The organism is Micromonospora sp. GCM10011542 (assembly GCF_042650685.1).
Lineage (GTDB): Bacteria > Actinomycetota > Actinomycetes > Mycobacteriales > Micromonosporaceae > Micromonospora.
The window spans coordinates 1-23,252 of sequence record NZ_JBHSBO010000022.1; the positions used below are offsets into that span (position 1 = coordinate 1).

At 72.5% G+C, this 23,252-nt stretch carries 19 protein-coding genes and 1 pseudogene; 9 read left to right on the plus strand and 11 right to left on the minus strand.

What is annotated here, in order from left to right:
- The 3 genes and pseudogenes from ACFOW4_RS07190 to ACFOW4_RS07200 all read right to left on the minus strand — a co-directional run.
- Window positions 1-542, minus strand: a pseudogene (locus tag ACFOW4_RS07190) (4Fe-4S ferredoxin); the annotation flags it as partial.
- Between the two features lie 3 nt (window positions 543-545).
- Window positions 546-3,821 (minus strand): formate dehydrogenase, encoded by a 3,276-nt coding sequence (gene fdh / locus ACFOW4_RS07195; RefSeq protein WP_377525625.1) that lies wholly within the window; start codon window positions 3,819-3,821, stop codon window positions 546-548.
- Between the two features lie 124 nt (window positions 3,822-3,945).
- Window positions 3,946-4,566 (minus strand): L-threonylcarbamoyladenylate synthase, encoded by a 621-nt coding sequence (locus ACFOW4_RS07200; protein WP_377525626.1) that lies wholly within the window; start codon window positions 4,564-4,566, stop codon window positions 3,946-3,948.
- 164 nt (window positions 4,567-4,730) lie between these two features.
- On the opposite strand from ACFOW4_RS07200, the gene ACFOW4_RS07205 reads away from it, so the two are divergent.
- The 3 genes from ACFOW4_RS07205 (at window position 4,731) to ACFOW4_RS07215 (ending at window position 8,547) form a co-directional block, all read left to right on the plus strand.
- Window positions 4,731-6,386 (plus strand): glycoside hydrolase family 27 protein, encoded by a 1,656-nt coding sequence (locus ACFOW4_RS07205; RefSeq protein WP_377525628.1) that lies wholly within the window; start codon window positions 4,731-4,733, stop codon window positions 6,384-6,386.
- A gap of 57 nt (window positions 6,387-6,443) precedes the next feature.
- On the plus strand, window positions 6,444-8,009 hold the full coding sequence (locus ACFOW4_RS07210) for an MFS transporter (protein WP_377525629.1): 1,566 nt from the start codon (window positions 6,444-6,446) through the stop codon (window positions 8,007-8,009).
- A 67-nt stretch (window positions 8,010-8,076) separates the two neighbouring features.
- Window positions 8,077-8,547 carry a molybdenum cofactor biosysynthesis protein gene (locus tag ACFOW4_RS07215; protein WP_377525631.1) on the plus strand — a complete coding sequence of 157 codons (471 nt, stop codon included), beginning with the start codon at window positions 8,077-8,079 and terminating at the stop codon, window positions 8,545-8,547.
- A 45-nt stretch (window positions 8,548-8,592) separates the two neighbouring features.
- Here ACFOW4_RS07215 and ACFOW4_RS07220 read toward each other — a convergent pair whose 3' ends face one another.
- Window positions 8,593-8,970: a nuclear transport factor 2 family protein gene (locus tag ACFOW4_RS07220; protein ID WP_377525632.1), complete on the minus strand. Its 378-nt coding sequence runs from the start codon at window positions 8,968-8,970 to the stop codon at window positions 8,593-8,595.
- Between the two features lie 186 nt (window positions 8,971-9,156).
- Here ACFOW4_RS07220 and ACFOW4_RS07225 point away from each other — a divergent pair, with 186 nt between their 5' ends.
- Entirely contained in the window at window positions 9,157-10,701 is a 1,545-nt protein-coding gene (locus tag ACFOW4_RS07225) for a PP2C family protein-serine/threonine phosphatase (RefSeq protein ID WP_377525634.1), read from the plus strand.
- 6 nt (window positions 10,702-10,707) lie between these two features.
- On the opposite strand, the gene ACFOW4_RS07230 is transcribed toward ACFOW4_RS07225, so the two are convergent.
- The 7 genes from ACFOW4_RS07230 to ACFOW4_RS07260 form a co-directional block, all read right to left on the minus strand.
- Entirely contained in the window at window positions 10,708-11,103 is a 396-nt protein-coding gene (locus ACFOW4_RS07230) for an ATP-binding protein (RefSeq protein ID WP_377525635.1), read from the minus strand.
- Window positions 11,104-11,130: 27 nt separating this feature from the next.
- A complete protein-coding gene (locus ACFOW4_RS07235; RefSeq protein WP_377525637.1) occupies window positions 11,131-11,463 on the minus strand; it encodes an STAS domain-containing protein in 333 nt (110 codons plus the stop codon).
- A gap of 204 nt (window positions 11,464-11,667) precedes the next feature.
- Window positions 11,668-12,621 (minus strand): NADP-dependent oxidoreductase, encoded by a 954-nt coding sequence (locus ACFOW4_RS07240; RefSeq protein ID WP_377525639.1) that lies wholly within the window; start codon window positions 12,619-12,621, stop codon window positions 11,668-11,670.
- A 56-nt stretch (window positions 12,622-12,677) separates the two neighbouring features.
- Complete coding sequence (locus tag ACFOW4_RS07245; RefSeq protein WP_377525641.1) at window positions 12,678-13,778, minus strand: Gfo/Idh/MocA family protein; 1,101 nt, start codon at window positions 13,776-13,778, stop codon at window positions 12,678-12,680.
- Window positions 13,779-13,851: 73 nt separating this feature from the next.
- The gene (locus ACFOW4_RS07250) at window positions 13,852-14,433 is read right to left on the minus strand and encodes a TetR/AcrR family transcriptional regulator (RefSeq protein WP_377525642.1); all 582 of its coding nucleotides are present in this window, start codon (window positions 14,431-14,433) and stop codon (window positions 13,852-13,854) included.
- Between the two features lie 125 nt (window positions 14,434-14,558).
- Entirely contained in the window at window positions 14,559-15,752 is a 1,194-nt protein-coding gene (locus ACFOW4_RS07255; protein ID WP_377525644.1) for a PP2C family protein-serine/threonine phosphatase, read from the minus strand.
- An 80-nt stretch (window positions 15,753-15,832) separates the two neighbouring features.
- Complete coding sequence (locus ACFOW4_RS07260) at window positions 15,833-16,171, minus strand: nuclear transport factor 2 family protein (protein ID WP_377525645.1); 339 nt, start codon at window positions 16,169-16,171, stop codon at window positions 15,833-15,835.
- Between the two features lie 165 nt (window positions 16,172-16,336).
- Here ACFOW4_RS07260 and ACFOW4_RS07265 point away from each other — a divergent pair, with 165 nt between their 5' ends.
- The 5 genes from ACFOW4_RS07265 (at window position 16,337) to ACFOW4_RS07285 (ending at window position 23,201) form a co-directional block, all read left to right on the plus strand.
- Window positions 16,337-17,623, plus strand: a complete 1,287-nt coding sequence (locus tag ACFOW4_RS07265) for an ROK family protein (protein WP_377525647.1) — start codon at window positions 16,337-16,339, stop codon at window positions 17,621-17,623.
- Between the two features lie 121 nt (window positions 17,624-17,744).
- Window positions 17,745-20,552 carry a carbohydrate-binding protein gene (locus ACFOW4_RS07270; protein ID WP_377525648.1) on the plus strand — a complete coding sequence of 936 codons (2,808 nt, stop codon included), beginning with the start codon at window positions 17,745-17,747 and terminating at the stop codon, window positions 20,550-20,552.
- A gap of 11 nt (window positions 20,553-20,563) precedes the next feature.
- Window positions 20,564-22,264 carry a ThuA domain-containing protein gene (locus tag ACFOW4_RS07275; RefSeq protein WP_377525650.1) on the plus strand — a complete coding sequence of 567 codons (1,701 nt, stop codon included), beginning with the start codon at window positions 20,564-20,566 and terminating at the stop codon, window positions 22,262-22,264.
- Window positions 22,265-22,480: 216 nt separating this feature from the next.
- Window positions 22,481-22,867: a DUF2267 domain-containing protein gene (locus tag ACFOW4_RS07280; RefSeq protein WP_377525651.1), complete on the plus strand. Its 387-nt coding sequence runs from the start codon at window positions 22,481-22,483 to the stop codon at window positions 22,865-22,867.
- A gap of 64 nt (window positions 22,868-22,931) precedes the next feature.
- Window positions 22,932-23,201 (plus strand): hypothetical protein, encoded by a 270-nt coding sequence (locus ACFOW4_RS07285; protein ID WP_377525654.1) that lies wholly within the window; start codon window positions 22,932-22,934, stop codon window positions 23,199-23,201.
- The last annotated feature ends 51 nt before the right edge of the window (window positions 23,202-23,252 follow it).

Genomic DNA, 23,252 nt, shown 5'->3' on the forward strand with positions numbered 1-23,252 from the left:
ACGTCCAGGCAGGCGGCGTGGGTGCAGTGCTTGCACACGTCGGACATCATCAGCCAGCGGAAATCCGTGCGCCCCTCCACGCTGCCGGTCCGCCCCGGTGGCCGCGAGCCCGGCATTCCCAGGAGCTCCGGGCCACCGGCCATTCGGGCGGCGGCCGACGGCGATCCCGGCGGCACCCCCGGGTCGGTGCCGGTCGGGTTGCCGGTGCCCGCGGCGACCGCCGCCGTGAGCGGGCTGACCGGCGGCCCGGCCGGGGTGTCCTCGAAGGCCGGGGTCGCCCAGCCCACCGGGCGCGGCTGCTCGACGAAGGCGACGTGCCGCCACGAGTTCGCGGTGAGCGCGCCGGTGTTGTCGTACGACATGCCGAGCAGGTCGAGGCCGGAACTCGGCACCCCGTTCCACTCCTTGCAGGCCACCTCGCACGCCTTGCAGCCGATGCAGATGCTGGTGTCGGTGAAGAACCCCATCCGGGGTGGCGGGTCCTGGTAGCCGGCGTCCGGCGCCGGGTCGATCGGGCCGTACAGGCTGTTGGCATTGGCCATCGGTCAGGCCTCCCGGTCGTGGCCGCTGCCCACGGCGCGGTTGGTGAGGACCGGTGGGTAGTGCGGGCTGAGCTCGCCCGACCGCCGCCGGTAGTTGGCGACCAGGTCCAGCAGGTCCCGGCCCCTCGGCCGCCGACCGGGCCGGATGTCGCAGGTGCCGACCTTGCTCTCCTGGATCAGGACATTGGGGTCGAGGGTGATGCCGAAGAGGTCGTTGGCCGAGTCACCGGTGACGAGGCCCTCGTAGCCGAAGTGGTACGGCAGCCAGATCTGGTGGATGATCCGGTCGTCGATCCACAGCGGGGTGAGCCGGTCGGTGACCAGGACCTTCGCCTCGATGGCGGCGCGGGTGCTGACCAGGTGGGCCCACCCCAGGTGGGTCAGCCCCCGTTCGACCGCCAACTCCGGCGACACCTCGACGAACATCTCCGGCTGAAGCTCGGCGAGGTGCTCCACGGTCCGGCTCATCCCGCCGGCCGTGTGGTGCTCGGTGAGTCGGCTGACGGTGAACACGTACGGGAAGACGTCGCTGTGCGGCTCCGGCGGGCTCGGGTTGAGCGTGTTGATCGGATGCGTGTAGACCTTGCGGGTCGGGTTCCCCTGCTGGCCGTAGAGCGGGTTACGCACCGGCGACTCGGCCGGCTCGTAATGGGTGGGCAGGGGCCCGTCGAGAGCTCCGGTCGGCGCGTACAGCCAGCCCTTGCCGTCGCCCTGCAGGATGAACGGGTCGTCGCCGGCGAGCGCCGCCACACCGGTAGCGCCGGCGGGTGGCCGGTGGGACGGAGCCTTGGTTTTCTCGAAGTCGGGCACGTCGTAGCCGGTCCACTCGCCCTTGTCCGGGTCCCACCACACGTACTTCTTCCGCTCGCTCCACGGCCGACCGTCCGGGTCGGCGGAGGCGCGGTTGTAGAGGATCCGCCGGTTCGCCGGCCACGCCCAGCCCCACTCTGCGGCCACCCAGTCCTGCTCGTGGCGGGACTTGCGCCGCGCCGCCTGGTTCACCCCGTCGGCGTACACCCCGGTGTAGATCCAGCACCCGCCTGCCGTGGAGCCGTCGTCCTTCATCTCGGTGAACGACGACAGCGGCCGACCGGTGGCCACCTCGTAGCCGTTGATCTCGCGCAGCACGTCCTCGGCGCTCGGCTCGGCGTGCGGGCCGTGCGTGGGGTAGTCCCAGGCCAGGTCGAGCAGCGCGCGGTCGCGCGGCAGCGTCGAGGCGGCCAGCTTCTCGCGCAGCTTGCGGCCCAGGTGGTAGAAGAACCACAGCTCGGAGCGGCAGTCGGCCGGCGGGTCCAGGGCCTTCTCGCGCCACTGCAGGAGCCGCTGGGTCTGGGTGAAGGTCCCCTCCTTTTCCACGTGCGAGGCGGCGGGCAGGAAGAACACCTCGGTACGGCACTGCTCGGTCACGATCTCGCCGGACTCGACCTCGGGCGCGTTCTTCCAGAACGTCGCGCTCTCGATCATGAACAGGTCCCGGACGACCAGCCAGTCCAGGTTCGCCATGCCGAGCCGCTGGGCCCGCCCGTGCGCGGAACCGACGGCCGGGTTCTGCCCGAGCAGAAAGTAGCCCTTGATCTTGCCGTCGATCATGTTCAGCACCTGCTGATACGTGCCGTGATCGCCCGTCATCCGCGGCATGTAGCCGTAGCAGTAGTCGTTCTCGGCGGTGGCCGCGTCGCCCCAGTACGCCTTGAGCAGGTTGACCCCGTACGACTTCGCGTTGCCCCAGAAGCCCTTCTGCCCGGGGTGCCGGATGCTCTCCACCCACTCGTCGAACGTCGGGTGGTCGGCGTGGTGCGGCATCGGCAGGTAGCCGGGCAGCAGGTTGAACAACGTCGGGATGTCCGTCGAACCCTGGATGCTGGCGTGTCCGCGCAGCGCCAGCACCCCGCCGCCCGGGCGGCCCATGTTGCCCAGCAGCAGTTGGATGATCGCCCCGGTGCGGATGTACTGCACACCGACGGTGTGCTGGGTCCAACCCACGGAGTAGACGAGCATGCTGGTCCGCTCCCGGCCCGAGTTCTCCGTCCAGGCGCGAGCAAGTTCGAGGAACTTCTCCTGCGGGATGCCGCAGACCCGCTCCACCATCTCCGGCGTGTAGCGAGCGAAGTGCCGCTTGAGGATCTGATAGACGCAGCGCGGATGCTGCAACGTCTCGTCCCGCTGGGTCTCGCGGCCGATCGGCGGCCCGTGCGACTCGCGCTCCAGGCCGGCGGCGGTCTCGCGCTGCGTCTCCGCGTCCTGGGCGGCGCCGTGGCTCTCCTGCCCGTGGTACTGCCAACTCCGCTGGTCATAGCTGGCGTTGTCCAGGTTGAAACCGGAGAAGACGCCGTCGAGGTCCTCGGTGTCGCTGAACTCGTCGGAGATGATGGTCGCCGCGTTGGTGTACGCGACGACGTACTCGCGGAAGTCCAGCTCGTTGTCCAGGATGTACCGCACCACCCCGCCGAGCATGGCGATGTCGGTGCCCGCCCGGATCGGCAGGTACGTGTCAGCCAGCGCACTGGTCCGCGTGAACCGCGGATCGACGTGGAAGACCTTCGCGCCACGCGCCTTGGCCTCCATCACCCACTGGAACCCGACCGGATGGGCCTCGGCCATGTTGGAGCCCTGGATGACGATGCAGTCCGCGTTCATCAGGTCCTGCTGGAAGACCGTCGCACCACCGCGACCGAAGCTGGTCCCCAGACCGGGGACGGTGGCGGAATGTCAAATACGGGCCTGGTTCTCGATCTGGAGCGCCCCCACCGCCGTGAACAGCTTCTTGATGAGGTAGTTCTCCTCGTTGTCCAGCGTCGCCCCACCCAGGCTGGAGATACCCAGCGTGCGGTTCAGCGGCCGGCCCTGCTCGTCGACGTCCTCCCAGGTCTGCTCACGCGCCGCGAGCACCCGGTCGGCGATCATGTCGACCGCCGTGTCGAGGTCCAGATCCTCCCACTCGGTGCCGTACGGGCGGCGGTAGCGCACCTTCTGCTGGCGCAGCTCACTGGTCACGTAGTTCTTGCTGGCCGCGCCCTTGGGGCAGAGCCGACCGCGGGAGATCGGGCTGTCCGGGTCGCCCTCGATCTGGGTGATCTGCCCGTCCTGCACGTACACCCGCTGCCCGCAGCCAACGGCGCAGTAGGGGCAGACCGACCGAGCCATGCTGTCGGCCGTCTCGGTGCGGGCGGTCAACTCCGCCGACCGGGCCGACTGCGCCGCGGCACCCCGGCCGAGCGGATCGGTGCCGGTGAGCTGCCGGTAGACCGGCCAGCCCTCGATCCAGGTGCGCACACCCATCGCAACACCTTTCCGGCGAATAGGACGAAAACGCGAACAACTCGACGATAGGCGAGTTGCCCACCGGGCGCAGCGAGATGGGCGACGCGGCTCCCCCCGGCTTCCATGCTCGGCGGGACGGGGCCTAGGCGAAGCGGGAGGGATCGCCGGCGCCGAGCCGGACGATCTCGGCCTCACCGGAGGAGAAGTCCACCACGGTGGTCGGTACGGTGCCGCATTCGCCGGAGTCGATCACCGCGTCGATCGCGTGGTCGAGCCGCTCCTTGATCTCCCAGCCCTGGGTCAGCGGCTCCTCGTCGCCGGGCAGCAGCAGGGTGCTCGACAGCAGCGGCTCGCCCAGCTCGGCGAGCAGGGCCTGCGCCACGGTGTGCCGGGGGATGCGGACCCCCACCGTCTTCTTGCGCGGGTGCAGCAGCCGCCGGGGCACCTCCTTCGTCGCCGGCAGGATGAAGGTGTAGCTGCCCGGGGTGGCCGCCTTGATCGAACGGAACAGCGCGTTGTTGATCTGCACGAACTGCCCGAGCTGCGCGAAGTCCCGGCAGACCAGCGTGAAGTGGTGCCCGCTGTCCAACGCCCGGATCTCCCGGATCCGGTCCAGGCCGTCCTTGTTGCCGAGCTGGCAGCCGAGCGCGAAGCACGAGTCCGTCGGGTAGGCGACCAGGCCACCCCCGCGGATCAGCTCGGCCACCTGGCCGATCGCCCGGGGCTGCGGGTTGTCGGGGTGCACGTCGTAGTACGTCGCCATGCGCGAAGCCTAGAAGGCGCCGGCCCGCTGCGGGGGATCGCCGTGCCACCGCCGCTACCGATATGGTTGACCGTCGATGTACCGGGCTGGTAGAACGGGCTCACCCATCTGTTGCCAGCTCCCGGTTTCGGCGTCCGAGGTGCTGCCTGTCGAGGAGACGGCGCATGCTCCGATCCCGAGTCCGACGCGCGTTCGCGTCGGCACTGACGCTGCTGACCACCGCCGCACTGACCGTCGGCCTGCCGGCGGCGCCGGCCGCCGCGGCACCAAACAGTCCCGCACCCACGCCCCCGCTGGGCTGGAACTCCTGGAACACCTTCGGCTGCGCCATCGACGAGGGCCTGATCCGCGGCATGGCCGACGCCATCGTCTCCTCCGGCATGCGCGCCGCCGGCTACCGGTACGTGGTCATCGACGACTGCTGGTTCGACCCACAGCGCGACGGACAGGGCAACCTGCGCGGCAACCCGGACCGCTTCCCGAGCGGGATGAAGGCGCTCGGCGACTACCTGCACGGCAAGGGCCTGAAGTTCGGCATCTACCAGGTGCCCACCGCGCGTACCTGCGCCCAGCGCGGCGGCGCCTACCCGGGCTCCACCGGCAGCCAGGGCCACGAGCAGCAGGACGCCGCCACCTTCGCCGCGTGGGGGGTCGACTACCTCAAGTACGACTGGTGCTCACCCGAGGGCAGCCGGGACGAGCAGGTGGCCGCGTTCACCCGGATGCGCGACGCGCTGCGGGGCACCGGCCGCGACATCGTCTACAGCATCAACCCGAACAGCTACCACGCGCCGACCGGCGCCACCTACAACTGGGGCGAGATCGCCGACCTGTGGCGCACCACCGAGGACATCAAGCCGGTCTGGGACACCGGCAACGTCAACTCGTACCCGATGGGGATCGTCAACATCGTCGACGAGAACCTGCCGCTGGCCAGCCAGGCCGGCCCGGGCCACTGGAACGACCCGGACATGCTGGAGGTCGGCGTCCCCGGCCTGACCGCGACCGAGTACCGGGCGCACTTCGCGCTCTGGGCGCTGATGGCCGCGCCGCTCATCGCCGGCAACGACATCCGCTCGATGTCGGCCGACGTCAGCGCGGTGCTGCGCAACGCCGACCTGCTCGCCGTCAACCAGGACCCGGCCGGGTACGGCGGGCGGCGGGTCCGCGACGACGGGGCGACCGAGGTCGTCGCCAAGCCGCTCGCCGACGGCTCGGTCGCGGTGGCCCTGTTCAACCGCGCTGGCGCCACCACCCGGATCGCCACCACGACCGCCGAGGTCGGACTGCTCGGCGCCGGCCCGTTCACCGTGCGGGACCTCTGGACGGGCACCGAGTTGTCGAGCACCGGCACCCTCGCCGCCGACGTCCCGGCGCACGGCGTCGCCGCCCTCCGGGTTCGCGGCGGCACCCCGGCCACCCTCACCACCTCGACCGTGGTCGGCGCCGCCTCGGGCCGGTGCCTCGACGTCAACGGTGGCGCGCGGGCCAACGGCACCGACCTGATCATCTACGACTGCCAACGGGCAGCCAACCAGCTCTGGACCAGCACTCCCGCCGGTGAGCTGCGCATCTACGGTGACCGCTGCCTCGACGCGTACGACCAGGGCACCGCACCCGGCACGAAGGTGATCATCTGGCCGTGCAACGGGCAGCGCAACCAGCGCTGGACGTGGCGCGGGGACGGCACGGTCGTGGGGGAGCAGTCCGGCCTCTGCCTCGACGTCTCCGGCGCCGCGACCGGCAACACCAGCCGGGTCGTCCTGTGGACCTGCCACGGCGCGGCCAACCAGCGCTGGTCCCGGCCCGGAGTGGGCTGACCGGCGTTCGCTTCCGTCCCGTCCCGGAGAAGGGCCCGCTGTCGGTAGGTTCGGGACATGGACACCGACCGGCCGACCGAGGACGGTCCGGCGCTGCGGTTGGGCAGCGGGCGGGGTCGCTGGCTGCTGACCGCCACGGTGCTCGGCTCGGCGCTGGCGCAGCTGGAGGCCACCGTCGTCAACGTGGCGCTGCCGGTGATCGGACGGGAGTTGGACGCCGACGTGTCGGGGCTCCAGTGGGTGCTCAACGGCTATCTGCTCACGCTCGCGGCGCTGATCCTGCTCGGCGGGTCCCTCGGCGACCGGCTGGGTCGCCGCCGCATCTTCGTCCTCGGTGCCGTGGTGTTCACCATCGCGTCCGGGGCCTGCGCCATCGCGCCCACGCTGCCGGTGCTGGTCGCCGCACGGGTGGTGCAGGGCATCGGCGGGGCGCTGCTCACGCCGGGCAGCCTGGCCATGCTGGAGGCGCTGCTGCGGCGCGAGGACCGGGCGAAGGCGATCGGCGCCTGGTCCGCCCTGGGCGGCGTGGCCGCGGCGGCCGGTCCGCTGATCAGCGGCTGGCTGGTGGAGTCGTCCTGGCGGTGGGTGTTCGTGCTGCCGATCCCGCTCGGCGTGCTGGTCGTGCTGATCAGCCTGGCCCGGGTCCCCGAGTCCCGCGACCCTGGTGCCCACGGCCGGATCGACATCACCGGCGCGGCCCTGGCCACGCTCGCGCTGGCCGGGCTCACCTTCGCCCTGGTGCAGGCGTCCGGCGGGTTCGGCCTGCCGGTCGTCCTCGCCGCACTTGTCGGGCTGGCCGCCGGGGCGGCGTTCGTGCTGCGGGAACGGCGCATCGACAACCCGATGCTGCCGCCGGACATCTTCGCCGACCGGCAGTTCACCGCCGCCAACGCGGTGACCTTCGTGGTGTACGCGGCCCTGGGCGGGGTGTTCTTCCTGTTCGTGGTGTTCCTCCAGGGGGCGCTGGGCTACACGCCGTTGCAGGCCGGTGCGGCGTCCCTGCCGATCACCGTGCTCATGCTGGCGCTCTCCTCGGCCTCCGGCGCGCTGGCCCAGCGGATCGGGCCGCGGATCCCGCTCACCGTCGGCCCGCTGCTGCTCGCGGCGGGAATGCTGTTGATGCTGCGCATCGGCCCGGGCAGCCACTATCTGCCCGACGTGCTGCCCGCGGTGGTGGTGTTCGGGCTGGGTCTGGCCGGCGTGGTCGCCCCGGTGACCTCCACCGTGCTCGCCGCCGCGAGTGACCGGCACTCCGGCAGCGCCTCCGGCGTGAACAACGCCGTGGCCCGTACCGCGCAGCTCACCGCCATCGCCGTGCTGCCGCTGGCGGTCGGCCTGACCGGCAGTCAGTACACCCAGCCCGACGCGCTGACAGACGCCTTCCACCGGGCGATGCTGCTCACCGCGGCGCTCGGCGTCCTCGGCGCGCTCATCGCCGTCACCACGATCCGCTCCGACGTCCTCGCCCAGGTCGGGCAGGGCACCGGTCGAGGCCGCGAAGGTCGCTACCGGATGCGGAACCTGCGTCATCACCTGCACCTGGGAGTGGCCGGCCCACCGGCCCGCACCGCCACCCCGGAGCAGCCGGGGGCCGGCGGCGAAGAGCCGGGCGGTCGGCCCTGACCCGACTGGCGCCGGCGGTGTACCGGAGTTGGCTCGGGAAAACGGCGGGCTTCGTAGACTCGCTGCCATGCCGGAGATCGTCCAGTTGCTGGCCTCGCCCGTGCACCGCTACCTGGGCCGGCCCGCCGACGGTCCGACGCCGGCCGCACCCGGCGAGTTGGTGGAGGTGGTCCAGATCCGGGCGGGCCTCGGCATCGTCGGGGACCGGTACTTCGGCAAGCCGGCGCACCGCGACGCGAGCGTGACCGTGATCGCCCGGGAGTCGCTGCCACCGGGAACCGATCTGGTCGAGGTCCGGCGCAACGTGCTGACCAGCGGCATCGCCGTGGACGAACTGATCGGCTCGGTGCTGGTGCTCGACTCCGGCCAAGGCCCGGTCAGCCTGCGGGTCAACCGCCCGGCCCGCCCGTGCGCCTGGATGGACGTGACCATCGGTCCGGGGGCGTGGAAGGCGTTGCGCGGCAAGGGTGGGGTGCGCTGCACGCCGCTCAACGACGGCATCCTGCGCGTCGGCCCGGTCCAGGTGACCATCGAGTAGGAACGCCGCCACCGGCGCGGATGGGTCACCGCTCGCTGCGGCGGGTCAGACCGGGCTGATGTGCGCGGCGAGGACCCGCCAGCCGTGTTCGTCGTCGCGGATCCACGTCCGGGTGTACCGCAGCCGGGCCGCGTACGGCTCGCCGCCGAACCGCCCGGTCACCCGGCCGAGGAAGAAGGTCACCCCGGTGGTCCCGTCGACGATCAGGTCCAGTTCCTCCTCGACCAGTTCCTCGACGACCGAGGTCCGGTCGCGGTGCGCGGCGAGGTCCGCCTGCTTGGTGTGCTTGCGCCCGTCCGGACCGATGGCGATCAAATGGTCGATCATGAGCTGGTCGAGGGCGGCCACGTCGCCGGCCCGCTGGGCCGTCTGGAGGCTGCGCTCGGCCTCGAACAGTTCCGCCTCACGTTCGCTGTCCGGCATGCTGCCGCCTCCTGATCGTGCCGTGGCAGGGTCGGGTCGATGCCCGCCCGTCGCGCCCACCGGGGCCCTCCGCATTGTGGCAGCCGGGGCCGGCCCGGCGGGAGTGGTCCGCGGGCGGCGGGTCGTGCGTGTCCCGTGTGGGCATCGTGTCTGGGAGGGCGCCCGACCGGTGGCTAGGCTGCTGGCATGGCAGACGAGGGCGTGCCCGGCGCGACCGTACGGCCGCCCGGCGTCCCGGTCGAGCACGTCGTGCAGGAGATCCTCTCCGGGATCCCGGCCGGCTGCTCGTGGCTGCTGCCGCTGCCGGACGACGGCACGCGGGTGGTGGACTTCCGCATCGGCGCGACCAGCGGCCAGGGAGATGACATCTACGCCCGTGGCGTGGGACGGGTCGGCGCGCGGCTCACCGAGCTGTATCCGAGCATGGTCGGCGGTCCACTCTGGCGGCTGTACGAGCGGGTGCTCACCACCGGGGAGCCCGATCGGCTGGCCGACTTCCGGTACGAGGAGAAGCGGGCCGGGATCGTCGCCGACTCGCTCTTCGACGTGCACGTGCACCGCGTACTCGGTGGCCTGCTGGTGTGGTGGCAGCGGCTGGACGAGGACCGCCGTCGGCTCGAGCGTACGGAGCTGCTGGGCAGCCTCGGCTGGGCCGAGTACGACATGGTCAGTGGAATCAGTCAGTGGTCACCCGGGATGTACCGGATCTTCGAGCGGGATCCGGCGCTGGGTCCGATGTCGCGGGCGGAGCAGTCGGCGGCCGTCCTGCCCGCCGACTACGGGCTGCGCGAGGCGGCCTGGCAGACGCTGGACAGCGGTGCCGCCTCGGACGTGACGGTCCGGTTCCAGGCCGGTGAGTCGGTGAAGTACCTGCGGATCCTGTCCGACGTGGCCCGGGACGCCGACGGTGCGCCGCTGAAGATCTACGCCGTGGTGCAGGACGTGACCGCGCGGGTGGACACGCGTACGGCCATCGAGCAGCTCAGCGACCAGCTACGGACCCGGGAGATGACGGCGCTGGCCGAGCACCGCCTGGCCGGGCAGTTGCAGAACCTGATCCAGCCGGTGCCCCGCGAGCCGTTTCCGCTGGCCGGTCTGGAGGCGATCGTCAACTACCTGCCCGCGGAGAGCGCGGTGCGCGTCGGCGGCGACTGGTACCACGCGCAGACCCTGCCCGACGGGCAGGTGGTCCTCGCGGTCGGCGACGTCGCCGGGCACGGGTTGGAAGCGGCGAGCGGGATGGCCCACCTGCGCTTCGCGCTGGTCGCCTGGCTGTCCATCGGCATCCGGGATCCCGCGACGCTGCTCGGGCATCTCAACCGGCTCTGCGCCCAGCTCGGCATCACCGCGACGGCGGTGGTGGCCCTGTACGACCCGTCGAACCGGGCGCTCTGCTGGGGACGGGCCGGGCACATGGCGCCGCTGCTGTCGCGGGCCGGGGCGACCGCCCCGTTCGACCGGCCGCCGGGGTTGCTGCTGGGCGCCGACGTGGACTCGGTGTACCCGGTGCTCACGCCCCGGCTGCGACCGGACGACCTGGTGCTCTTCTACACCGACGGGCTGGTCGAACGCCGTGCGCCCGCAGCCGACCTGCTGGACAGGGTGCGGCAGACGCTCTCGACGCTCACCGCCGGGCCGGGGGAGGAGACCCTGACCCGGTTGCGGGACCTGCTCAACCACCCCAGCCCGGACGACGACACGTGCACACTGGCCGTGCGGGTACTGCCCTGAACCGGGTCACAGTGCCAGCCGGATCCGTACCACCGTCTCGCCCGGCTGGTTGAGCACGGCCACCTCGTCACAGATCTGCTCGACGATGGCGAGCCCCCGACCGCGCACGGCGTCGGCCGCCGGCATGGCCCGGCCGAACGACCGGGATGGTCCCTGGTCGACCACGTCGCAGAGCAGCTGAGCCGCCTCGGCCCGGAGTCGGACCCGGCCACCTCCGGTGGTGTGCTGCAACGTGTTGGTGGCCAGCTCGCTGACCGCCAGCGCCAGCAGCTCCACCCGCTGCGGTGGCAGGCCCAGAGCCAGGGCGCGGGCGCAGACGAACGCGCGGACCTCCCGCAGGTCGTCCGGCACGTGGTACGCCATGCCGTCCGCGGTCACGGTTGACACGGACTGCTCAGGCATTCGGGCCTCCCGCCGGTCGGATGCCCATCAGCGCGGCGCCCGCGGGTCGTCGGCCGGCGGGTGCAGCAGGTTGCCGACGCCGGTGATGTCCAGGACGGTGGCGACCGCCCCAACAGCGTTGACGACGTACAGCCGGCCGCCCTCGGCGCGGGCCGCGTGGTGTGCGGTCACCAGGCTGTGCAGGCCGGTGGAGTCGAGGAAGGTCAGCCCGCCCACGTCGACCACCACCACCTGCGCGCTCCGCACGGCGGCCGTCAGCACGTCGGTCAGCTCGTCCCGGGCGGCCAGGTCGCACTCGCCGCGCAACGCCACCGTCGTGCGGTCGGGTGCCGCGGACGTGGTGGCCTCGAAGTGCGCCATCGGGCAGCAGCACCCTTCCTGGTAGCGAGAGATGTTGCCGGCACATCATGTCACCCGTGTGCCGGGCCGCCGTGTCGTCCGTTCGGAGGCGATGGGTGGGCGCGCCGTCCCGACCTCCCACGCCTATCCAGCCGTCCGCCGTTCGCCCAGTGTCCGTCCCGGCTGTCGCGGGCGGACTTGCGGGCCGCCGGGACGCCGTCGGCGTCAGAACGCGATGACGATCCGGCCTCGGGTGCCACCCTCCGCCAGGGTGCGGTGGGCGTGGCCCGCCTGCTCGGGCGGGACCTCCGTCGCCACCCGCAGCGTCAGCTCCCGCCGCTCGGCCAGCCGGCGCAGCCGGTCCAGCTTGTCCGGCCGCCCGTCGTAGACGTGCACGAAGACCGGGACCAGCGTGACGTCGCGGCCGGCGGCCAGCTCGGCGAGCCCGGGCGCCGGCTCCCGGACGGTGGCCAGCCGGCCGGCGGCCCGGATCGCGGGCAGCAGCGGCGCGCCGACCGACGCCGCGTCGACGATCCCGTCGACGCCCCCGGGTGCCAGATGCCGGAGCCGGGCGGCGAGGCCCTCGCCGCGGGCGACCACCGCGTCGGCGCCGAGCGCGGCGACGAGCGCCTCGTCCCGGGGTGCGGCGTCGGCCAGCACCCGCAGGCCAGCGGCCCGGGCGAGCTGGACGGCGTACCCGCCGACCGCGCCCGCGGCGCCGGTGACGGCGATGGTGCCGCCGGCCGGCACGGCCAGTTGGTCGAGGGCGTGCATGGCGGTGAGGCCGTTCATCGGCAGCGTCGCCGCCTCGGCATGGCTGGCCCCGGCCGGTGCCGCCGTGACCTGGTCGGCCGCGAGCACGACCAGCTCGGCGTAGCCGCCGCCGGCCGGTCGGGTGGGGTTGACCATCGCCATCACCCGGTAGCCGATCGCCAGGTCGGTGACCGTGCCAGCGCCGATCTCGTCCACCACGCCGGCGATGTCCAGGCCGGGAATGAGCGGTTCACCCGGGCGCAGCCGGACCGCCGAGCGGCCGGTACGGATCAGGATGTCCACCGGGTTCACCGTGGCGGCGTGCACGCGCACCCGGACCTCGCCCGGCCCGGCGTGCGGGGCGGGCAGCTCGACCACCTCCAACACGTCGGGGTCGCCGAAGCGGCGCAGGGCCACTGCTCGCATGTCTGCTCCAGTTGCTCGGTGGGGTGCCGGCGAGGGATCGCCGGCACCCCGGTGGTTCAGCGGATGGTCTCTACGGTGCCGGTCGCCGAAGCCGCCTCGATCGCGGCGACCAGGCGGTGCCGGGCCAGGGCGTGACCGAAGTCCGGCACGGTCCGCGTGTCCGTCGCCAGGTCACGGGCGAGGTGTCGGTACAGCCGGGCGACGTTGCGGGCGGTGGGCACGACCAGCTCGGCGGGCAGGTCGTCGCGGTACGACGCCGGCACGGTGATCGGCGCGACGGTGCGGTCCGTGCCCCGCCCGCCGAGCAGGGTCAGGTCGGCGACCTGCATGTTGCCCCAGTCGGCGGTCAGCACCAGGTCGCCGTCGGTGCCGTTGATCTCCCACCGGAAGTTGTCGCCGCGCGAGGTCCCGCCCCGGTAGAAGATCGAGGTGGCGGCGCCGTCGGTGAGCGTGCCGATGACGGAGACCTGGTCGGCGACGGTGATCGGGACGGTGCTGCCGTCCTCGGCGATCCGGGCTTCGGTCCGCCCCACCACCAGGTTGGACGCGACGGTGGCGGGCTCGCCGAGCAGGTGGTGCAGTGCGTCGAGGGCGTGCATGAGGGCGGAGGTCAACGGGCTGGCGCCCATGGTCCGGTCGTACCAGTAGGCCTGGCTGTGGGTGGGCACCTCGGGGCCCCACACCATGCCCGAGCCGACCAGCGTGGTGCCGAGCACCCGGCCCAGGTAGCCGTCGCGGATCAGGTCGGCGGCGAGGCGCAGCTCGGGGGCGTACCGCCCCTGCAGCCCCACCACCGTGCGTGCCCCGCTCCGGGCGGCCTGGGCGGCGAGCTGTTCGGCCTCGGCCAGGCCGTTGCCCAGCGGCCACTCGCTGTAGACCGACTTGCCTGAGCCGAGGGCGTCGGTGACCAGTCGGAGGTGCTCGCCGACCTTCACCGACACGACGACCAGTTCGACGCCGGGGTCGGCGATGAGGTCGTGGTGGTTGTCGTACGCCCGTACGCCGTACTGGGCCGCCGCGGCGTCCGCGCTGGCCCGGCGCGAGGTGCTGACCGCCCGCAGCTCGTACTCCGGTAGCGCGGTGAGGGCGGGGATGTGGGACAGCGAGGCCCAGCCCGTGGTGCCGCCTCCAATGACGCCGACTCCGATGGGAGCCATGGTTGTTCCTCCGTTATTTGAATGAACGTTACAGAATTCGCCCGTGCAGGAGCCCGACCGGTCGCCGGTCGGGTCAGCCCAGGCAGCTCAGTACGACGCCGACCGAGCGCAGCAGCGCATCCCGGTCGGGATTGATGGCACCCATCACCCGGATGCCCTGCAGGCTCATCACCAGGAACCCGGCCAGGTCGTTCGGGCTGCGGTCCGCCGGGATCTGGCCGCGTAGCTGCGCCTCGGCGATCAGGTCGAAGAGTGCCAGCTCCAGCGACCCAGTGGTGGCACGCAGCCGCTGTGCCACGCGGTCGTCCTGGTGTGCCCGCTCCATCGCCGCGGCAGCGATCAGGCAGGCCTGTCGACGGCCGTCCCGGACGATCTCGTCGACCAGCCCCACGAAGACCTCGCGGATCACCTCCCGGGCCGGACTGCCGGCCCGCAGCAGGTCGATCAGCGGTGTCGCGTACCGCTGGCGGTAGAGATCCACCGCGGCCAGGTAGAGGCCCTCCTTGCTGCCGAACGCCGCGTAGATGGAGCCGCGGCCCAGCCCGGTCGCCGCGACCAGGTCGCCGATCGAGGTGCCCTCGTAGCCGGTGCGGCGGAAGGTCTCCATCGCCGCGGCGACCACCTCGTCGGTGTCGAATTCCCGGGTGCGTGCCATGGTGCTGACACTAGCCATATCTGTAACGAGCGGTCAACAATAGTGGTGGGGGTCATGCGACCACCGAGCGGGTCCGGAGGGGCGAGAGGTGCCATGCCGCCGAGGGTGGTTCCGGCCGGCGGGGTTCAGGAGCCGGCGGCGCCGGAGGGACGCAGCCACCGGACCATCAGCACGGTCGCGTCGTCCTGGAGCCGGTCGTCCTGGTAGGCCAGGATCGCGTGCACCAGCCGCCGGGCGGTCTCCGGCAGCGGCAGGTCGTCGGCGAGGGCGCGGATGGCGAAGTCGACCAGCCGGTCCACCCCGAACGGCTCGCCCTCGACCGAGCGGGCCTCGGTGATGCCGTCGGTGTAGAAGAGCAGGTGGTCGCCGGGCTCGAGGGCCTCCTCGATCACCATGGGCGGCCGCTGGTCGCCCAGGGTCACCGGGAGGGCGGTGGGGGTCGGCAGCACGGTGGCGACCCGGCCGCGGCGCAGTACCAGGCCGCTGGGATGGCCGGCGGAGATCACGCGCAGCCGGCCGGTGCGCTGGTCCAGCTCGGCAAGCATGCCGGTGATCAGGCCCCGCTTGTCGTGCTCCCGGACGGCGGCGTCGATGTGGTGGTAGGTGTCGATGAGGTCGGAGCCGGCCCGGCGGGCGTTGCGGTACGCGGCCAGCGCGAGACTGGCCAGGATCACCGCCCGCAGGCCGCCCTGCGATCCGTGTCCGACGGCGTCGAAGAGCGCGAGGTGGGCGATGTCGCCGTTCACCGCGTAGTCGAAGGCGTCCCCGCCGACGTCGTAGCAGGGCTCCAGGATTCCGCTGATCATCATGTCGCCGGTGGAGAAGGTCAGCGGCGGCAGCGTGGCCCGGAGCATCTCGGCAGCCAGCCGCATCGGCGCCCGGCGCCGCACCCGCTCGATGGAGTCGCTGTAGTGCCCCCGGGTGACGATCAGCTCGGCGAACAGCGCCGCCGCGGCCTCGAACTCGGCCACCCGGTGCTCGGGCACCGGTCCGCCGATCACCTCGGCGACGCCCATCCGCTCCATGCCGTCGAGCAGCGGCAGCCACAGCGAGCCGGCACCGTCCGCAACCGGTTGGACGGGGCGCATCAGGCTGAAGGCGCGACCGGCGACGGTGCCGTCGATGGCCGTCGTGGCGCGCGGCGGCGAGTCGGCCGCGAGCATGGGCAGCAGTTCACGCTGCTGGTGGTCGACCAGGTAGAGGACCATGTCGGAGGCTCCCAGGTCGCGGGCCATCCGGCGGGCCAGCAGGGGCAGGTCCTCCGGTCGGGCGTGGTGGGAACCCCGCAGCACGCCACCCAGCGCCGCCTGCTCGCCCATGTCCACCCCCCGGGGATCCGTTCCGTCGCGTTCCAGCCGGTCAGGGTACGCCGGTGTGGCAGCCGGATCGCGAGGGCTCGTCAGGGGCGGATGTCCAGGGCGCCGATCAGGTCGTCGCGCAGGGTGAAGCGGTACCGCAGCTCGACCGGGCTGCCGGGGAAGCTGCCCGACACCCGGGCGACGACCTGGTACGAGTCGCCGGCCTGCGGCGTGACCCGCACCGGCTCGGCGGTGTAGGCGTAGGCCGCCATGGTGCGCTCCCGCCAGGAGCGGATCGGAGCCCGTCCCTCGTACAGCCGCTCCTCGTCGGCCACGCTCGCGTTCTCTGCGAAGCAGGCGACGAAGGCGTCGAGGTCGTTGTCGTTGACGGCCCGGAAGTACCGGTCGATCACCGGGGGCACCTCGACCTCGACCGCCATCTGTTCCTCCTGCGGCGCGGGCCACCCTCGGGCAGCCGCCGAATTCCCGTCCGACCTCACCGTACGAGACGACCCGGTGACCGCGCGGACCAACCGAGAGAACTATTGCCATCGATGCCTCGGCGTGATGTATTAGTCGGGCCACCAGACGAAACAGGGGGCGCCATGCCCGGTCGGCCGCACTCCACCGTCACGCCGGAAAGTGCCGCGCCCACCGATCAGCTCTCCCTGCGCCGGGCCAACCTGTCGCGCGTCATCGGCCACCTGCGCGAACACGGCCCCCGCTCGCGCGCCACCATCGCCGCCGAGACGGGGCTGCACAAGGCCACCGTCTCCAGCCTCGTCGACGAACTGCTCGCCCGCCGGCTGGTCCGCGAGGCCGGCCTGGAGCACTCCGGGACCGCCGGGCGTCCCGGCCGGGTGCTCACCCTCGACGGCGCCACCGTGGGCGCGCTCGGTGTGGAAATCAACGTCGACTACCTCGGCGTACACGGGACCGACCTGGCCAACCGCCCGTTGATCCAGCGGCGGATCCCGATCGACGCCGCCGGCGCCGGGCCGGAGAGGGCGGTGGCCCGGCTGGCCGAGGCGGTCCGCCGCGCGCTGGCCGACCTCGCTCGGGCCGGGGCGCCGGCCGCGGGTGTCACCGTCGCGGTACCCGGCCTCATCGACGTCGAGCGCGGCACCGTCCTGCTCGCGCCCAACCTGGGCTGGCGTGACCTGCCGCTGGCCGAGCGCCTGGCCGCCGCCCTGCCGGCACGCATCCCGGTACGGGTCGACAACGACGCCAACCTCGCCGCGCTGGCCGAGTACACCTACGGCGTCGTGGCCGGCACCGCCGACTTGGTCTACCTGACCGGCGAGGTCGGCGTCGGCGGCGGGCTGATCGTCGGTGGCCGGCTGCTGCGGGGCGCGGACGGCTACTCCGGCGAGGTGGGACACCTGCCGGTGGACCCGGCCGGACGGCGCTGCGGCTGCGGGCGTACCGGCTGCTGGGAGACGAAGGTCGGCCTGGCCGAGCTGCTCCGGCTGGCCAGCCCGACCGGCCCACCGGGCGGGCAGGTCCGCGACCCGGACCAGCGGGCTCGCGAGATCGACCGCCGACTGGCCGCCGGTGATCCGGCCGCCCTCGCGGCCGTCGCCGAGGTCGGGCGCTGGCTCGGTCTCGGCGGGGCGATCCTGGTCAACCTGGTCAACCCCCGGGTGATCGTGCTCGGCGGCTACTTCGCCATCCTCGCGGACCGACTGCTGCCCGCCGCCCAGGCCGAGCTGGACCGCCTCGCGGTGGCCGGCCCCGCCGCGCGCTGCCGCTTCGTCGCCTCGAACCTTGGCTTCACCGCCGCCGCGCGAGGCGCGGCCGGCGTGGTCGTCGACCGGGTCCTCGCCGACCCGACCACCGTGGGCACCCCACCGGTGGACGCCCCCCGCGTCCCACCGGCCCGCACCGGATAGGCCACCGTCCACCCCCGCCGGCGATCTTCGGCGTCCGCCGGCCCGACCGCACCACCGGCATCCAGCGCGGCGGCGCGCGCTCTGCCTGGCTGACCCCCGGCTCAGGAGAGGAAAGACGCCCATGTCCCCGTCCCGACGGAGGCGCTGGGGGCGGCTGTGCGCAGCCGCTCTGCTCAGCGTCACCGGCAGCGTGGTCGCCGTCACCGGCGCCACCACCCCCGCCACCGCCCACACCACCATCAACCCCGCCGACTACCAGCAGGTGACCCTCGCGATCGGCTCGGCCGAACTCGGCCAGGCGATGTCGCTGGCCGTCCTGCCCAACCGCTCGGTGCTGCACACCGCCCGCGACGGCACGCTCCGGCTCACCGACGCCGCGGGCAACACCAGCGTGGCCGGCAAGCTGACCGTCTACACCCACGACGAGGAGGGACTGCAGGGCGTCGCGGTGGACCCGAACTTCGCCACCAACCGCTTCGTCTACCTCTACTACTCGCCCAAGCTGAGCACCCCGGCCGGTGACGCACCGAAGACCGGCACCGCCGCCGACTTCGCCGCCTGGAAGGGGGAGCTGTGGCTGTCCCGCTTCGTACTCACCACCGCCGGCGCGCTGGACCTCGCCTCCGAGAAGGTGGTGCTCAGGGTCGGCTCCGACCGGGGGCAGTGCTGCCACGTCGGCGGTGACATCGACTTCGACGCGGCGGGAAACCTCTACCTCACTACCGGCGACGACACCAACCCGTTCGAGTCCGCCGGCTCCGCGCCGATCGACGAGCGTGCCGACCGCAACCCGCAGTTCGACGCGCAGCGCAGCTCGGCCAACACCAACGACCTGCGCGGCAAGCTGCTGCGGATCAAGGTGAACGCGGATGGCTCGTACTCGATTCCGTCGGGCAACCTCTTCCCGGTGGGCACCGCGAAGACCCGTCCGGAGATCTACGCGATGGGCTTTCGCAACCCGTTCCGGATGAGCGTCGACAAGGCCACCGGCGTGGTCTACCTGGGCGACTACGGCCCGGACGGCGGCGCGGTCACCGGCCGCGGCCCGGCCGGTCAGGTGGAGTTCGACCGGATCCCCGGGCCGGGCAACTACGGCTGGCCGTACTGCACCGGCACGAACACCCCGGAGGAGACGTACCACGAGTGGGACTTCGCCACCAACACCGGCGGGGCGAAGTACAACTGCGCGGGCGGGCCGACCAACAACTCCTTCCGCAACACCGGTCTGGGCACGCTGCCCGCGGCCAAGGCGTCCTGGATCCGGTACGGCGGCAGCGCCGGCTCCCCGCCGGAGTTCGGCAGCGGCTCGGAGTCGCCGATGGGCGGCCCGGTCTACCGCTACGACGCGGCGTCCACGTCGACGGTGAAGTTCCCGGCCGACCTCAACGGCCACTTCTTCGCCGGCGAGTACGGTCGCAAGTGGATCAAGGCGATCGACGTCAACGCCGACGGCTCGCCCGGCTCCATCGCCGCCTTCCCCTGGCAGGGCACCCAGGTGATGGACATGGCCTTCGGCCCGGACGGCGCGCTCAACGTCCTCGACTACGGCACCTCGTCGACCAACGTGGCGCTCTACCGCATCGAGTACAAGCCCGGCCCGAAGGCGCCCGTCGCCAAGGCGGCGGCGGACCGGACCTCGGGCGCCGCCCCGCTGACCGTCGCCTTCTCCTCGGCCGGCAGCTCCGACCCGGAGGGCGGGACGCTCACCTACCGCTGGGCCTTCGGCGACGGCGGCACCTCCACCGCCGCCAACCCGTCGCACACCTACACCACCAACGGGCAGTACACCGCGACGCTGACCGTCACCGACCCGGGCGGGCTCACCGCCACCGCCAGCGTCCCGATCACCGTCGGCAACACCGCCCCGGTGGTCACCCTCAACGGCCCCGCCCCCGGCCAGCTCTTCTCCTTCGGTGACACCGTGCCCTTCTCGGTCACCGCGACCGACGCCGAGGACGGCACCGTGGACTGTGCCCGGGTGACCGTCACCTACCTGATCGGCCACGACAGCCACGACCACGCCATCACCTCGAAGACCGGCTGCTCGGGCTCGATCACCATCCCGGTCGACGGCGAGCACGACGCCTCGGCCAACCTCTACGGCGTCTTCGACGCCGAGTACACCGACAACGGCGGGCTCACCACCCACACCCGCGCGGTGCTGCAACCCCGGCACCGCCAGGCCGAGCACCACTTCGGCCAGGTCGGCATCCAACTCGCCGACCACGTCAACGCCGAGGGCGGCAAGACGGTCGGGTACGTCAACAACGGCGACTGGATCTCGTTCCAGCCGTACCGGCTCAGCAACGCCACCGCGTTCACCGCACGCGTCTCCTCGGCGGGCGCCGGCGGCACCATCCAGGTGCGCTCCGGCTCGTCCACCGGCACCCTGCTCGGCTCCGTCACCGTGCCGGTCACCGGAAGCTGGGAGACCTTCACCGCGGTGAGCACCGCCCTGACCCCGGCGCCCGCCGGCTCGGGCCCGCTCTACCTGGTCTTCACCGGCGGCAGCGGCAACCTCTTCGACCTCGACGCGTTCACCTTCATCACCGGGGCGATCGAGGCGGAGTCGTACAGCTCGCAGTCCGGCGTGCAGGTGGCCACCCATCCCAGCGCCAACGGCGGCCGGACCGTCGGATTCGTCAACAACGGCGACTGGACCGGGTACGCCCCGGTCGCCACCGCCGGAAAGACCCGCTTCACCGCCCGGATCTCCTCGGCCGGGGCGGGCGGCGTCATCCAGGTGCGCGCCGGCTCGGCCACCGGCACCCTGCTCGGCTCGGTCACCGTGCCGGTCACCGGCGGCTGGGACACCTTCCAGACCGTCTCCACCACGCTCACCGCCACCGGCTCCGGCTCGCTGTTCCTGGTCTACACCGGCTCCGGCACCGGCTACCTGTTCGACGTCGACTCGTTCACACTGTCGTAGGGGGAGTAGCCATGACCCTGTTCAGTCCCCGCCGGCTGGCCGCCGCCGCGGCCGCCGCGCTCCTGCTCGCCGGCCTCGCCCCGGCGCCACCGGCCGCCGCGGCCGACCCGGCCTACCAGGTGCTCGTCTTCTCCAAGACCGCCGGCTTCCGGCACGACGCCATCGCGGTCGGCATCCAGACCGTGCGTGACCTCGGCGCGGCGAACAACTTCACCGTCACCGCGACCGAGGACGCCACCGCGTTCACCGCCACCAATCTCGCCCGGTTCAAGGCGGTGGTCTTCCTCAACACCACCGGCGACGTCCTCGACGCCACCCAGCAGAGCGCCTTCGAGTCGTACGTCAACGGCGGCGGCGGGTACGTCGGCGTGCATTCCGCCGCCGACACCGAGTACAACTGGCCCTGGTACGGGCAGTTGGTCGGCGCCTGGTTCGCCTCCCACCCGGCGATCCAACAGGCCACCGTCCGGGTCGAGGACCGCGCCCACGCGGCCAGCGCCCACCTGCCGCAGAGCTGGACCCGCACCGACGAGTGGTACAACTACCGCACCAACCCGCGCTCCGCGGTGCGGGTGCTGGCCCGACTCGACGAGTCGAGCTACTTCGGCGGCAGCATGGGCGACCACCCGATCGCCTGGTGTCACCCGCAGTCCGCGGGCCGGGCGTTCTACACCGGGCTCGGGCACACCCAGGCCTCGTACGCCGAGGCGGCGTTCCGGGCGCACCTGCTCGGCGGCATCCGGTACGCGGCTGGCTGGGCCAGAGCCGACTGCCGACCGGAGACCGGGTACACCAGCCTCTACAACGGCTCCACCACCGGCTGGACGCAGGCCGGCCCGGGCAGCTTCACCAACGCCGACGCCACCCTCAGCTCCTCCGGAGGCCTGGGCACGTACTGGTACTCGGCCCGGCAGTTCCGGTCGTACTCCCTCAAGCTGGACTGGCGGCTCGCCGGGGACGACAACTCCGGCGTGATGATCGGGTACGACAGCACCGCGACACCGGCGTCGGGCACCAGCGGTGGGTACGAGATCCAGCTCGACGCCACCGACGCCGCGGACCGGACCACCGGCGCGGTCTACGCGGTGAAGGCCCCGGACGTCGCCGCCCGGGACGCGGCGCTCAACCCGCCGGGCGGCTGGAACACCTACGAGCTGCTGGTGCAGGGGGAGCGGGTGCAGGTGTACCTCAACGGCGTGAAGATCAACGACTTCACCAACACCGACCCCACCCGCAGCCTGCAGCAGGGCTACATCGGGCTGCAGAACCACGGCACCGGCGACGACGTCTCGTTCCGTAACGTTCGCATCAAGGAGCTGAACGCCGCTGCGGTCACCGTGGAGGGGGAGTCCTACAGCTCCTCCGCCGGCGTGCAGATCGCCAACCACGCCCCGGCCAGCGGTGGCCGGACCCTCGGCTACATCAACAATGGTGACTGGGTCGGCTACGCGCAGGTGAGCACCGTCGGCCGGACCGGCTTCTCCGCCCGGATCTCCTCGGCCGGCGCCGGGGGCACGATCCAGATCCGGTCCGGGTCGTCGACCGGGCCGCTGCTCGGCTCGGTGGCCGTACCGAACACCGGCGGCTGGGAGACCTTCCAGACGGTGAGCACCACGCTCACCGGGACCGGCACCGGGCCGCTGTGCCTGGTCTTCACCGGCGGCTCCGGCTCCCTCTTCGACGTCGACACGGTCACCGTCACCGGCGGCTGAGTGCAGACGGGCCGGCGGGCGACCCGCCCGCCGGCCCGTCGTCCGTCCGGCCGGCTTGATCGACTCGGGTTCCTGGAAGTCGGGCTGTCCACCGGTGCGAGATGCCCCGACCTCATGGAGGTCGAGTCGATCACGGCCGTTACGACCCGCCCGGGGTCGGGTTTGCCGCCGGTCGGGTCGGGTAGCCACGCGTCTCCGGAACGGAAGGGCGGGGACATGGCCGAGCTGGCGTTCGTCGACAAGGTTGCCGCACGCGCGGGTGTGCCCCCGGAGCAGGCGCGACCGCTGACCGAGGCCGTCCTGCGGACCCTCACCGAGCGGATCAGCGGCGGCGAGGCGGCGGCACTGTCGCCGCACCTGGCGGACGAGCTGAGCCCGCTGCTGATCAAGGCCACCGAGGCGCCCGAGGTGTTCGGCTACGACGAGTTCCTGCGCCGGGTGGCCGACCGCTCGGGACTGGACCGGGCGGTTGCGGAGCGCGGGGTGCGTGCGGTGTTGCAGACCATGCACCGGGTGGTCGGGTTTCGGGAGTTCGAGGACGCGATGACGCAGCTCCCCGCCGATCTGCGGGCCCTGGCCCAGCCGCTGCCGCACGGCCCCTGACCACCAGGAGGCGCGCGGGTTCGCGCTGTCCTGGACGATCGTCGGTACGGCCGGTGTGCTCGGCGTGCTGACGACCATGCTCGCGGCCCGGCGGTCAGGTCGCGCCGGCACGGCTGCCGCCCCGACCCACCGACGGGCCCTGCGCCTGGAGGGCAGGGCTCGGCTGCTGATGGCGCTGGCCGCCCTCGCGGCACTGGTGGTCGGTGTGGCCTCGGCTCCGGCCGGCGCCGAGCGTGGGTTCGTGATCGCGGTGACCGGGGTGCTCGCCGGCGCGCTGGCGCTGTACGCCCTGGTCGCCGACGACCTGCGCCGTGCGGCCCGCAGCGGGGTCTGACCCGCCCGTCCGGCCACGCCCGCTTGATGGGTCGGGCAGTCACCGACGGAC